The 13,213-nt window shown below is 75.0% G+C and carries 9 protein-coding genes and 1 pseudogene; 7 read left to right on the forward strand and 3 right to left on the reverse strand.

What is annotated here, in order from left to right:
* Positions 1–65: 65 nt before the first annotated feature.
* Genes IEY37_RS11120 through IEY37_RS11130 form a run of 3 tightly spaced genes read right to left on the reverse strand, consistent with a single transcriptional unit; the run spans position 66 to position 5,127 of the window.
* The gene (locus IEY37_RS11120) at positions 66–1,265 is read right to left on the reverse strand and encodes a metal-dependent hydrolase family protein (RefSeq protein ID WP_188941637.1); all 1,200 of its coding nucleotides are present in this window, start codon (positions 1,263–1,265) and stop codon (positions 66–68) included.
* Complete coding sequence (locus IEY37_RS11125; RefSeq protein ID WP_188941638.1) at positions 1,262–2,986, reverse strand: hydantoinase B/oxoprolinase family protein; 1,725 nt, start codon at positions 2,984–2,986, stop codon at positions 1,262–1,264. Before IEY37_RS11125 ends, IEY37_RS11120 begins: the two co-directional genes overlap by 4 nt.
* The gene (locus IEY37_RS11130; RefSeq protein WP_188941639.1) at positions 2,983–5,127 is read right to left on the reverse strand and encodes a hydantoinase/oxoprolinase family protein; all 2,145 of its coding nucleotides are present in this window, start codon (positions 5,125–5,127) and stop codon (positions 2,983–2,985) included. The genes IEY37_RS11125 and IEY37_RS11130 overlap by 4 nt, the downstream gene beginning before the upstream one ends.
* 701 nt (positions 5,128–5,828) lie before the next feature.
* Between IEY37_RS11130 and IEY37_RS11135 the strand changes: the two genes are divergently transcribed.
* From IEY37_RS11135 to IEY37_RS11165, 7 genes and pseudogenes are all read left to right on the forward strand, one after another.
* Positions 5,829–6,305 (forward strand): antibiotic biosynthesis monooxygenase family protein, encoded by a 477-nt coding sequence (locus tag IEY37_RS11135; protein WP_188941640.1) that lies wholly within the window; start codon positions 5,829–5,831, stop codon positions 6,303–6,305.
* The gene (locus IEY37_RS11140) at positions 6,302–7,486 is read left to right on the forward strand and encodes a sugar ABC transporter substrate-binding protein (RefSeq protein WP_229674302.1); all 1,185 of its coding nucleotides are present in this window, start codon (positions 6,302–6,304) and stop codon (positions 7,484–7,486) included. Before IEY37_RS11135 ends, IEY37_RS11140 begins: the two co-directional genes overlap by 4 nt.
* A 127-nt stretch (positions 7,487–7,613) precedes the next feature.
* Positions 7,614–9,227 (forward strand): sugar ABC transporter ATP-binding protein, encoded by a 1,614-nt coding sequence (locus IEY37_RS11145; RefSeq protein WP_188941641.1) that lies wholly within the window; start codon positions 7,614–7,616, stop codon positions 9,225–9,227.
* Positions 9,224–10,216 (forward strand): ABC transporter permease, encoded by a 993-nt coding sequence (locus IEY37_RS11150; RefSeq protein WP_188941642.1) that lies wholly within the window; start codon positions 9,224–9,226, stop codon positions 10,214–10,216. The genes IEY37_RS11145 and IEY37_RS11150 overlap by 4 nt, the downstream gene beginning before the upstream one ends.
* Positions 10,217–10,226: 10 nt before the next feature.
* Complete coding sequence (locus IEY37_RS11155; RefSeq protein WP_188941643.1) at positions 10,227–11,519, forward strand: hydantoinase/oxoprolinase family protein; 1,293 nt, start codon at positions 10,227–10,229, stop codon at positions 11,517–11,519.
* 5 nt (positions 11,520–11,524) lie between these two features.
* A complete protein-coding gene (locus IEY37_RS11160; RefSeq protein ID WP_188941644.1) occupies positions 11,525–12,745 on the forward strand; it encodes a DUF917 domain-containing protein in 1,221 nt (406 codons plus the stop codon).
* Positions 12,742–13,213 (forward strand): annotated as a pseudogene (locus IEY37_RS11165) (PucR family transcriptional regulator); the annotation flags it as partial. The gene IEY37_RS11160 and the pseudogene IEY37_RS11165, both read left to right, overlap by 4 nt.

Raw genomic sequence — 13,213 nt, forward strand, 5'->3', positions numbered from 1 at the left:
GGGGTGGTGCCGGAGCCGCACCGAGGGCTAGCGCCGCATCGCGCGGCCCGGCCGGGTGTGCGGGCTCAGCCCGCGACCACCCGGCCCGCGTGCACGACGGTGCGCCGGTCCGGCCCGGCCCAGAGCACCGCGGGGTCCTCCACCGGGTTGGCGTCCAGTACCAGCAGGTCCGCCGGCGCCCCCTCGCGGACGACGCCCAGGTCCGGCCGGCCGATCAGGGCGGCGTTGACCGTCGTCGCCGCCTGCAGGGTCGCCAGCGGGCCCTCCACCTCGACCTGCAGCCGCAGACCCTCGAGCTGCTCGGACTCCAGCTCGCCCATCAGGTCGGTGCCGAAACCGATGCGGACGCCGGCGGCGCGCGCCAGCTCGACGGCGTGCCGTCCGGACTCGAGCACCTCCCGGTTCTTGGCCCGGGACACCGCGGCCATGCCGATCTCCTCGCCGCGGCGGTCCATGGCGTCGTAGGTCGCCAGGGTCGGCACCAGGAAGGCGCCGTGCTCGGCCATCAGCGCGGCGGTCGCGGCGTCCAGCAGGTTGCCGTGCTCGATGCTGCGGACGCCGTTCTCCACCGAGTGCCGGATGGCCTCCGGCGAGTAGGCGTGCGCGGCGACGTAGCTGCCGCGGCGGGCCGCCTCGCCGGTCACCGCGCTGACCTCCTCCGGCGAGTACTGCGGGATCCGGATCGGGTCCGTCAGCGACACCACCCCACCGGACGTCATGATCTTGATGGCGTGCGCCCCGCGGCGGAACCGGTCCCGCACCGCCACCCGCAGCGCGTCGACCCCGTCCACCACCTCGGTCGCGTGGTGGTGGCAGCACTGCAGGTCGCCGTCGCCGGGACGGGGGTCGCCGTGGCCGCCGGTCTGGCTGAGCGCCGGGCCGGTCCACAGGTAGCGCGGTGCGGCGATCACCCCGCGGTCGATGGCCGCCGCCAACCCCGCGTCACCGCCCGCCGGGTCGCGGACCGTGGTGAACCCGCGCCGCAGCGCCGCCTCGAGCCGCCGGGCGCCGCGCAGGGCGACGTAGCTGAGCGGCCACGTCTCCAGGCGCACCATGTCCAGCTCCACGCCGTAGGCGTGGAAGTGGGCGTCGATCAACCCGGGGACGACCACGCCACCGCGACCGGAGACCACCGTCGCCGAACCGCCGCCGGCCGAGCCGCCGATGCCGGCCACCACGCCGTCCACGACGTGCACCGGGCCGTCGGTGACCGCGCCGGTCGCCACGTCGAGCACGCCGACGTCGACGACGCTGAGCGCGGTCATCGGGCGGCCGCCAGCCCGCCGCGGGCGGCGGAGGTGGCGGCGTCGTCGACGGCGAAGGTGACCGGGTCGACGACGACGCCGTAGTCCCGGCGCGCCGCCTCGGCGCTGACGAAGCCGTTGCGCACGTCCGCGGCCACCCGCTCGGGCTCCCGGTCCAGCGGGTCCCCGAAACCGCCGCCCCCGCCGGTGTTGTTCACCAGCACCTCGCCGGTGTCCAGGATGTTGTAGCTGCCGCCCTGGACGACCTCCCGCGGCGTGCCCGGGTTGAGGACGACATGGTTGTTCTCGCCCTCCTGGCCGCCGGCGATGGACCACGGCCGGGTCTTGGTCTTGTACACCAGGCAGATCCCGGTCGACGGTGCCGTGAACCGGTACGCCCGGCCGACTCCCACGCCGCCCCGGTACCGGCCGGCGCCGCCGCTGTCCGGGCGGTAGCCGTAGGACTCGATGAACATCGGCGACTTGGTCTCCAGCACCTCGACCGGGTTGTTCCGGCAGCCGGGCTCGGACAGGTGCATGATCCCGTCCGCGCCGTCGCCGCCGGCGTGCCCGCCGAAACCGACCGCCTCGTTGGTGGCCTCGAGCCACGCCTCGCCGGTGCGCGGGTTGACCCCCAGGCCCATCATCGAGCAGACGTCGCCGCCGGAGCACGCCGGCACCAGGTCGGGCATGCCCTGGGCGAGGGCCTTGAGCACCACCTCGCCGCCGAGCAGGCCCGTCCACAGCGTGAACGTGGGCATCGGCGGGACCGCGTGCACCACCGACCCGGGCTCGGTGACCACCCGCAGCGGGCGGAAGTTGCCGGCCACCACCGGGCTGTCGGGCGTCGTCATCGCCTTGAAGATCAGGCTGCAGAAGGCCTCGGTCTGGCCGACCGGCAGGTTGATCGGGCCGCGCACGTCCCGGTCGGTACCGGTCCAGTCGATGACCATCTCGTCGTCGGTCACCGTCACCTGCACCCGCAGGGCGATCAGCCGGTCCAGGTCCACGCCGTCCGAGTCGACGAAGTCGATCGCGCTCCAGGTGCCCTTGGGGAGCTTGGCCAGGGCCAGCCGGGCCAGCCGCTCGCCGTGGTCGTTGATCGTGGTCATCGCCGTCGTGAGGGTCTCGGTGCCGTACCGCTGCGCGATCTGCTGCGTGCGCCGGACACCGGACACGCACGCCGAGACCTGCGCCTGCAGGTCGCCGATCGTGCGCTCCGGCAGCCGGCTGTTGAACCGCACCACGTTCCAGATGTCGTCGTTGGCGACACCGCGCTCGTACAGCCGGACACCCGGGAAGAACAGCCCCTCCTGGGACATGTCGGTGGAGTCCAGGACGTACCCCGGGTCCTTCTGCTTGAGGTCCAGGACGTGGATGCGGCACGAGGCGAAACCGATCAGCTCGCCGTCGACGTGGATCGGCGCGAACACCAGCGGGTCCAGGGTGTGGGCCGACGACCAGTACGGGTAGTTCAGCAGGAACACGTCGCCGGGCTGCATGGCGTCCCGGCCGAGGAACTCGACGGCACGCTTGATGCCGTGGTCGTTCCCGCGGGTGAACACCGCGATACCCGGTGCGTCGGCCACGACGTCGCCGTGCACGTCGTGCAGACCGATGCCGTAGTCGTGGATCTCGTAGACCACCGTGTTGTACGCGGTGCGGCACAGGTTCCTGGCCATCTCCTCGGCGGCGGCGAGCAGGCCGTGCCGGATGACCTCGGTGGTGATGGCGTCGTTCATCGCTGTGCTCCCGTCCGCGGGTCGCCGGCCGCCGCGCCGACCGGGGCGCCGTCCGGATCAGGGGTGTCGGCCGCCAGGTCCGCGGCGGTGCCCGATGGGGCCGCCGCGCCGTGCCCGACGGTGATGACCAGCTCGCCGTGCGGCCCGACCCGCAGCGTGTCGCCGCGGTGCAGCACGGTGGTGGCGGTGTGCTCGGAGACGACGGCCGGGCCGTCGACAACGTCGCCGGCCAGGAGGTTCTCCCGGGTGTACAGGGCGTACGGGACGGCCGGCTCGGCCGCCGACACCCACACCGGACGCTCGCCGTCCCGGGGTGGTGCGCCCCCGTCGCGGGTCGCGACGGTCGGCAGCTCCGGCCGGTCCACGACGCCGACGGCCCGCAGCCGCAGCGTGGTGATCTCGACCGGATCGGTCATCACGTGCCCGTACTGCCGCTCGTGCAGTTCGGCGAAGGCCTCCTCGACACCGCCGACCACGTCGCCGCCGTCGGGGTACCGGATGGTGACCGAGTGCTCCTGCCCGGCGTAGCGGACGTCGACCGTGCGGGAGAAGACCTGGCGGTCCGGGCCGAACCCCTCCGCCGCGAGCCGGGCGGCCGCGTCGTCCTGCATGTCGGCGAAGGTGGTTTCGGCCTGGGCGGTGTCCAGGTCGTGCAGCAGCACCACCTCGGTGCGGGAGGCGTCGTGCTGCACGTCCGCCATCAGCATGCCGAACGCCGAGAAGGCGCCCTGCCCCGGCGGAACCACGACGGTCGGGATGCCGAGCGCCTCGGCGACGTCGACGGCGACGAGACCGCCGCCGCCACCGAACGACAGCAGCGCGAAGTCCTTGGGGTCGCGGCCGACCTCGACGGTGATCGCGCGCACCGCACCCATGATCTTGGTGGTGGAGATCTGCACGACGCCGCGGGCCAGCGCCGGCACGTCCATGCCCAGCGCCTGCGCGATCGGCCCGAACGACGCCGCGGCGCGCTGCTCGTCGAGCACCAGCGTGCCGCCCAGGGGTGCGCCGGCGCCGAGATAGCCGATGCACAGGGCGGCGTCGGTGAACGTGGGCAGCGTGCCGCCGCGGCCGTAGGACGCCGGCCCGGGCACCGCACCGGCGCTCTGCGGGCCGACCTGGAGCCCGCCGGCCGGGTCCAGCCAGGCGATGGAACCGCCGCCGGCGCCGATGGTGTGGATGTACAGCGAGGGGGTGTTGATCGGCAGGCCCTCGAACTCGGCTCCCTGGTGCAGCACCGGCTCGCCGTCGACCACCAGCGACGCGTCCAGGCTGGTGCCGCCCATGTCGATGGTGATCAGGTTCGGCACGCCGATGACCCGGGACAGCGCGGCTGCGCCGATGACGCCGCCGGCCGGTCCGGACAGGATCAGGCTGACCGGCTGCTCGCGCGCCGTCCGGGCGGTCATCGCGCCGCCACCGGACCGGGTCATCAGGAACCGGCCCCCGAAGCCGCCCTGCTCCAGGTCGTCCTCCAGCGTCCGCAGGTAGCGCCGGACGATCGGCTTGACGTAGGCGTCCAGCACCGCGGTGCTGGTGCGCTCGTACTCCCGGTACTCCCGGGACAGCTCGTGCGACAGCGTCACCACGACGGACGGCGCCTCCTCGGCAAGGATCTCGCGCATCCGCAGCTCGTGGTCCGGGTTGGCGTAGGAGTGCAGGAACGCCACCGCCACGGCGTCGTACCCGCGTTCGGCGACCGTCCGGGCGACGCGGCGGGCGTCGTCCTGGTCGAGCGGCTGGTGGACCGAGCCGTCGAACAGGCTGCGCTCGGTGACCTCGAAGGTGTCGTACCGCTCCAGCAGCGGAGCCGGCGGGCGGTAGCGGATGTCGTAGTTGGTCCGGCGGTCCGTGCGCCCGAGCAGGTAGACGTCGCGGAAGCCGCGGGTGCCGATGACCGCCGTCCGGGCGCCGGTCCGGGTCAGCAGCGCGTTGAGGCCGAGCGTCGTCCCGTGCGTGAACATGGCGGTGCCGCCGGTGCCGGCGCGCGTGGTCCCGAACGCGTCGAGCACGCCCTCGGTCGGGGCGGCCGGGGTGGTGGGGACCTTGCCGAACCGGAGGGCCCCCGTCGACGTGTCGAGCTCGACGACGTCGGTGAAGGTGCCTCCGACGTCGATGGCGATCCGGCTGGTGAGGTCCATGGCGAGTCCGTTCTGGGTGGGGACGGTGCGGGGCCGGCGGGGCGGCCGTCCGGCGGGTGCCGGAGCCGGTTCCACGGGCGGGTGCGGACGCGGACCGGGACGCGCCCGGGCAGCGGCGGGTGCAGGCGGCGGCCCGACGGACCACCGGCGCGCAGAGGGACGACGCCGGACCGTCGGCGGCGGGACGCCACATCCCGACCGCACCCACGGCGTCGGGCCCACCGTGACACCTGCCCGGCGCCGTGTCAACCGGCCGCCGGAGTGCGTCACCCCGACCTGCCGCTCGCGCGGCCCGGCCGGGATGCCGGTGCGAGCAACGGGTCTCGACGGGGCGGCGACCGGGGCGGCGACCGGGCCGGCGACCGGGCCGGGCCACCCGGCAGCGGCACCGCGACGGGGGCGGCCACCGTGGGCGGTGCCGGACGGCATCGCCGGGCACGGACCGGCGGAGACCCGGCAGAGACCGGCAGGGACCGGCCGAGCCTCGGCGCCGCACGGCCGGCGGCCCGGGTCCGGGCCACGACCGGCGCCGGTCCCGGCCCCTCCTCGCGGTGTCGCGGCCGTCGCACGTTTCGGCGGCGCAACGACCGCGTGACGACGCACAGTCCCGGCGCCGCGCAGTGTGCTGGCCGCACACCGTGACCCGTGGACCACCCGCCACGATGCCTCTCACCCCGCCGCCGACACCCCGAGGACGGACAGTGATCACCAGCGTGCTCCAGCTCCCGGCCCGTGCCGGGGACGTGGCTGCGGTCCAGGCGTTCTACGAGCGCCGGGGCATCCTCGAGCGTGCCGAACGGTTCCCGGGCTGTCGCGCGGTCTCGCTGCTGCGGGATCTCGATCCCGGGTCCGGCCGGCTGCTCGTCGTCGCGGAGTGGGACGACGCCGCGGCCTACGCCCGCTGGGTCGCCGACCCGTGGCGCGCCGAGAGCTCGGCCGGCCTGCTGGACCTGCTCGAGCCGCTCGACCGCCCGCTCGTCGCACAGCTCTACGAATCCGTCGGCCGCGGCGGTGCTTCCGCCGGCACCGCCCCGGCCACGGACCCGGTGGACACCCAGACCTCCGCGGCCGTGGCGGGGACGTCCCCCGCCGCGGCCGTGGGGACCCCGATGTCCACCACCGTCCCGTCCGGCGCCTCCGCCACAGGCGCAGCACACATCCTCGAGGAGCAGCAGTGATCCGACCCCGATTGCTCAGCGCTGCAGCCGCCGTCACGGTGGCGGCGGTCGTGCTCGCCGGCTGCAGCCGGCCCAGCACCGCCTCCACCAGTTCCAGCGCCAGCAGCGAGTCCAGCGCGGCCGTGACATCCAGTTCGGCCGCCGACACCGGCACGGCCGGCACCGCCGGCACGGCCAGCTCTGCGTCGTCCGGCGCCGCCGGCTCGGGCTCGGCAGGCTCGGCGTCGTCCGGCGGTGCCGCCTCCGGGTCGTCGTCGACCGCTGCCGCCACCGGCACGGCCGCCGGGAAGCAGCTGCGCGTCGGCTTCTTCGGCTTCGCCAAGGCCAACTCGTTCGCCCAGGCCACCTGGGCCGGCGTGCAGGAGGCCGCGGCGGCCGGCAATGCCACCGCCGAGTTCATCGACTCCAACTTCGACGGCCCGACCCAGGTCAACCAGCTGCAGGACGCGGTGACCTCCAAGCGCTTCGACGTCGTCATCGTCCAGGCCAACGACGGCACCGCGATCGTCCCGGCGGTCAAGCAGGCGCTGGCCGCAGGCATCACCGTCGTCGTGGAGTTCACCCCGGTCGGCGGCCGTTACGACACCATCGAGGCCCAGGTGCCCGGTGTGGTGAGCATCGTGGACGCACCGACCGTCAACGGGCAGGGCCTGGCCACCCTCGGTCTCGGCGCCTGCAAGCAGCTCGCGGCCAACCCGTGCAAGGTCGCGTACCTGCAGGGCTTCGCCAACTACCCGCTCGACGCGGCCCGCACCAAGGCCGCCGAGGACGCCATCCGGGCCGGCGGCGCCGACCTGGTGGCCAGCGTCGTCGGCGGGTACACCCCGGACAGCGGCCGCGCGGCGTTCCAGAACGTGCTGCAGGCCCACCCGGACGTGAACGTCGTCATCGGCTCGTCGCAGGCGATCGAGGGCGCGGCGCCGGTCGCCAACGGCAAGAACATCCTGTTCGTCGGGAACGGCGGCTCCACGCAGGCCTTCGCCGGCGTGGCCTCCGGGAAGTGGTACGGCGTCTACAACATCCCGGAGAAGTCCGAGGGCGCCAAGGCCACCGAGCTGGGTCTGGCCAAGGCGCGCGGCCAGCAGGTGCCGACCTCCAGCGACGCCCGTGACCTGACGCCGTACAAGGCGCTCGGCACCAAGGAGACGCTGCAGGGCCAGAAGGCCGACTACTCCGACTGACCCGGGCGGCGGTCGTGCCGCCGGCGCTCCCCGGAGCGGCCGGCGGCACGACCGTTGCGGCAGCGGCGCGGATCCCGCGTCGCGCCGGCAGCCCGACCCAGACACCGTCCCCTCCGAGGAGGTCCCCGTGCCGGTCACCCTCCGGCGAGCACCGGACCTGACGGTCCGCGGCATCGGCAAGAGCTACAGCGGGGTGTCGGTGCTCCGGGACGTCGACCTGGACATCCCGTCCGGCGAGGTGCACAGCCTCGTCGGCGAGAACGGCGCCGGCAAGAGCACCCTGCTGAAGATCCTCGGCGGCGCGGTCCGCGCGGACCAGGGCAGCATCGCCGTCGACGGCCGGCCGGTCACCGTGCACACCCCGCGCGACGCGATCCGCGCCGGCGTCGGGTTGATCTCCCAGGAGGGCGCCCTGGTTCCGGCGCGCACGGTGCTGGAGAACGTCTTCCTCGGCCGCTGGGCCAACAGCTGGGGCTTCGCCCGGCGCGGCTCGGACCGGGCGGTCTTCGACGAGCTCATCGAGCTCACCGGTTTCGACGTCGACCCGCGGGAACGGGTCGGCCGGCTGTCCATCGGCGTCCAGCAGCAGGTCGAGATCCTGCGGGCGCTCGCCCGCGGGACCCGGGTGCTGGCCATGGACGAGCCGACCGCGGTGCTGTCCGAGCACGAGAAGGACAACCTGCTCGCGCTGATCCGGCGGCTGGCCGCGGCGGGCACCACGGTGCTGCTGGTCTCGCACTTCCTGGACGAGGTGCTGTCGGTCTCCACCCGGGTCACCGTGCTGCGCGACGGCAACCTGGTGCTGACCGACGACGCCGCCCGGCTGACGCCCAGGACGCTGGTGGAGCACATGGTCGGCCGGCAGATCGACGTGCTGTACCCGCAGCCGGTGCCGGTCGCCGACGACGCCCCGGTCCGGCTGTCGGCCTCGGCGCTGTCCCGGGGTCCGGTGCAGGGCGTCGACCTCGAGGTGCGGGCCGGCGAGATCCTCGGCATCGCCGGGCTCGTCGGCAGTGGCCGCAGCGAGACCCTGCGCCTGCTCTTCGGTGCCGACCGGCTCGCCGCCGGCGAGGTGCGCATCGACGGGCAACCGCTGTCCTCGCTCTCGCCCCGCACCGCGATGGCCGCGGGGATGGCGCTGGTCCCGGAGTCCCGCAAGGAGCAGGGGCTGGTGATGAGCCGGTCGGTGCGGGAGAACGTGGCGCTGGCGTCGCTGTCCGCCCGCCGGCGCGGGCCGTTCGTCGAGGGCGGCTCGGAACGATCCGCGGTGCGGGAGGTCTCCGATGCCGTCGACATCCGCGCCGCCAAGCCCGACGCGGCGATCCAGACGCTGTCGGGTGGCAACCAGCAGAAGGCGCTGTTCGCCAAGTGGTTGCTGCGCAAGCCGTCCGTGCTGCTCATCGACGAGCCCACGCGCGGTGTCGACGTGGCCGCCAAGAGCCAGATCCACCGGATGATCGTCGACCTGGCCGCCGACGGCATGGCCGTGGTCGTGGTGTCGTCCGAGATCGAGGAGCTGCTGGAGCTCTCGCACCGGGCGATCGTGCTGCGCCACGGCCGGGTGGTCGGCGAGTTCCCCAGGGGCACGCCGCGCGAGCGGGTCATCGCCGCCGCCTTCGGCGACGAGGAACCCACCGCCACCCCGGGTCGCGCCGCCGGTCGCACCGGCCCGGCCACCGCACCCGGCGCCCCGCCCGACGCCACCGTCCCACCCTCTGCGGCCGCGAAGGAGAACGCATGAGCACCCAGCTGGTCGACTCGCCCACCCCCGGTGCCGGCACCGCCTCGCTGCGCCGGGGCATCCGGATCCGCGACTACGGCATCGTCATCGCCCTGCTGGCGATCGTCGTCGCCCTGTCGGTCAGCACCGACACCTTCCTGACCACCTCCAACCTGGTCAACCTGCTGGACCAGTGCTCGGTCGTCGGGCTGCTCGCGGCCGGCGCGACGATCTGCATCATCAGCGGCGTCTTCGACCTGACGGCCAGCGCCAGCCTGGCCGTCTCGGCCATCGTCGGCGTCCAGGTGGTCCGGATCGCCGGCGTCGCGGTGGGCTTCGGCGCGGCGGTGGTCGCCGGCGCGCTGCTGGGCTTCCTCACCGGCAGCATCGTGGTGCGCAGCGGCGTCAACTCGTTCATCGCGACGCTGGCCACCAGCATCATCTACCGCGGGCTGGCCGTCGTCGTGACCGCCGGTGCGATCGCCTACCCGCTGGCCGACCAGGCCGACGACTTCGGGACGCTGACCTGGCCGTCCCTGTTCGGCCTGACCTCGGCCACCGTGGTCTTCCTGGTCGTGGTCATCGCCCTGGGTTTCCTGGTCAGCTCGACCACGTTCGGTCGCCGGGTGTACGCCGTCGGCGGCAACATCGAGGCGGCCCGGCTGTCCGGTATCCGGGTCGGCCAGGTGCAGATCGCGGCCTATGTCGTCAGCGGCATCTGCTCAGCGCTGGCCGGGCTGATCCTGGCCTCCCGGGCCGGGTCCGCGCAGTCGAGCATGGCCACCGGCATGGAACTCTCGGCCATCGCGGCCGCTGTGATCGGCGGCACCAGCATCCTCGGCGGCGAGGGCGCCATCTGGCGCGGCGTGGTCGGCGCGCTGCTGCTGACCCTCATCGGCAACGGCTTCAACCTGCTCGGCTGGGACACCACCTACCAGCAGGTGGTGCAGGGTTGCCTGATCCTGCTGGCCGTCACCGTGGACCAGTACCTGCGCAACCGCAACAGGTAGCGTGGCCGGGATGCCGGCCCCGACGTCCCCGCGGCGGCCGCGGGTCGGGGTGACCCTCGGTCCCGACCGCTCGCACGCGGCGCTGCTGGACGGCGGGCTGGTCGTCGCGCAGGCCTCGGTCCCCGGTGCGGACCTGCGCCGGTTGCTGCGGGCGCTGCCCCGGCCGGACGTGGACGGCGTGACCCTGGACATCAGCCGGATGCTGTCCGACACCGCCCGATCCGCAGGGGGGACCGGACGCCCGCGGGTCGCCGTGCTGCGGATCGTGCCGCGGCCGGCGACCGACGACGCGCTGGGCCGGCACCCCGCCACGGTGGTCGAGGACCTGGTGCACGGCCGGTTCACGGTCGGCGGCGGCAGCGACCTGTTCGGCCGCGCGCTGCGCGAGCTGGACCTGGCCGGCGCCGAGCGGCTCGCCGGGCTGCCGGCGGTCCGGGACGCCGACGGCATCGCGGTGGTCGCCGCCGGGTCGCACGCCCAGCCCCGCCAGGAACTGGCGGTCGCGGCCGTGCTGCGCCGCCGCCTGCCCTCCGCGCACCTGTCGCTCGCCGCCGACCTCGGCGGGCAGGGGCTGGTGGCCCGCGAGGCGACGGCCGTGCTCGACGCCGCGCTGGGCCGCCGCGCCGCCGACCTGCTGGACGAGGCCGAGGACGCCGCCGGACGGCTGCTGCCGGGCGCCGCGCTCACCGTGGCCCGCGGCGACGGCGGTTGGGCGTCGCTGGCGTTGGCCAGGGCGCATCCCGTCCTCGGCGTCGGCGCCGGTCCGGCGCTGCAGCTGCAGGGTGCCGCCGCCCTGGCCGGGCGCACCGACTGCCGGGTGGTGCTCTCCCCCGCCGCCGCGGAGGGACCCGCCGGGCACGTCCCGCTCGGCGAGGTCCGCCACGGGCTGGCGTCCGTCCAGCCCTACGGCACCGCGGACCTGGGCACCGCCCTGGTGGTGCCGACCGCGGCGTTGACCTGGATGCCGCCGGCCGCCGCCGGCAGCGCCGCCGGCACCGCGGACCTGCCCCTGGTCACGGCGGACGGCGACCCGCTGCAGCTGGCCTGCGTCGGCGCCGCCGTGAGCCGGCCGACGGCCTGGCTGGACGAGATCGCCGTCATCGACTCGACCGAGCGGCTGGCCGAGGTGCGCCGCGACGCGCAGGAGCGGGCCACGGCCATCGTCACCGCGAACGGCGCCGCCCCGGGAACCGCGACCGTGGTGGAGATGTCGGCGGTGGCGGTGCCGTACAGCCCGTCCGGCACGGTGCGCGTGCGGGTGCGCATCGCCGGCGTCGCCGACGACCGGATCGGGATCCGGTGAGGGCGGTGGGCACGGTCGGCACGGCAGGCACCGTCGGCACGGCAGGCGGCGTCGGCACGGCAGGCACCCCCGGCACGGCGGGCGGCGTCGGCACGGCGGGCACGGCAGGCACCGCGGGTACCTCGTGGGTCGGGACCGCGGGCGCCCTCACCGCCGCGGACGTGCCGGCGCTGTACGAGGGAGCCACCTTCTACTCCCCCGCCGTCGGCGACGCCAGCAAGTCGTCGCTGGTCGACTGGCTCACCGAGCTGCTGGAGCGCAACGGCCCCGTGCCGGTGCAGCGTCCGGGGACGCTGGACCCCGAGACCGCCTGCGTCGCCGTCTGTGTCATGGGCTCGGGGTCGGCGCTGGCCGACCTGCCCCCGGCCGGCGACGAGTTCGCCACGGCCGTCGAACACCTGGCCCAGGTCTGCGGTCGCCGGTTCGGCGCCGTCTACCCCCTCGCAGCGGCCACCGTCTCGGCGCTGGTGCCGGTGGCCGCGGCCGCCCAGCTGTCCGTGCCGCTGCTGGACGCCGACGGCATGGGCCGGACGTTCGCCCTGATCCACCACACCGCGATGACCCTGGGCGGGCTGTCACCGGCCCCGCTCGTGCTGTGCGGCGCGACCGGCGAGACCGTCGCCATCGGTGCGGCGGCCGCCTGGCGCGCCGACGGGCTGGCCCGCCCCTCCGTCGACGTGCTCGGCGGGTGGGCGGCCCTCGCGGCGTACCCGTCGTCCGCAGGCCGGCTGGCGCGGGTGGCGCTGCCCGGCACGGTGTCCCGGCTGGTCAACGTCGGCCGCCTGCTGCTGTCCACCACGGACGCCGACGTGCTGCTGACCCGGCTGGCGGCCATCACCGGGAGCCGGCGCGTCGGGCGCGGCCGGATCGTCGAGCTGGAGCACCTGAGCCGGCCCAGCGACGTCACCGTCCCGGCCCACCCGTCCAGCGTGGTCGTCGACGAGCTGCCCGACGGCGACGCACCCGGCCGGCTGTTCCGGCTGGAGCTGCGCAGCGAGATCGTCGCGGTGTTCGCGGACGGCGCGCTGCTCGCGGCCACCCCGGACCTGATCTGCCTGGTCGACGTGCTGCGCGGCCGGGTGTCCACGCTGGACAGCCTGGAGCCGGGGGACCTGGTCGACATCCTGGTCACCCCGGCCGACGCCGTCTGGTACTCCCCGGAGGGCCTGGCCATGGTCGGCCCGGCCACCCACGGGATCCCGCTCGACCACCCGAGGCGCCGATGACCCGACCCGCACCCACCGCACCGATCGAACTGGCCGAGCTGCTGCGGATCTCGCCGCTGTCCGGCGCGGAGGTCGGGCACGCCGGCCGCGGCGGCCGCCAGGTCCGCGCGGTCGAGCTGGCCGACTCCTTCGCCCGGCTGCGCCGCGTCGGCCCGCACACCCTGGTGGTGCTGCACGGCGAGGCCGCCAGCGGCGGGTGGTCACCCGCCGCGGCCCTGCACCTGGCCTGGGAGCGCAACGCCGCGGCCGTCGTCGTCCCTCGCGAGGCGATGAGCTCGTCCACCCGCGTGCTCGCCGAGCGGCTCGGGATGGCGTTGCTGGTCAGTGATCTCGACCCGGTGACGCTGGCCCTGGAGCTGGCCGCGCGGGTCAGCGCGCCGCAGGCGTCGCGCGCGCTGCGGGTGGCGCTGTGCGCGGAGCGGCTCGCCGAGCAGTCGACGCTGCGCGGCGTGCTGGGCGTGCTGAACC

It is taken from the genome of Nakamurella endophytica (assembly GCF_014646215.1).
Taxonomy (GTDB): Bacteria; Actinomycetota; Actinomycetes; order Mycobacteriales; family Nakamurellaceae; genus Nakamurella; species Nakamurella endophytica.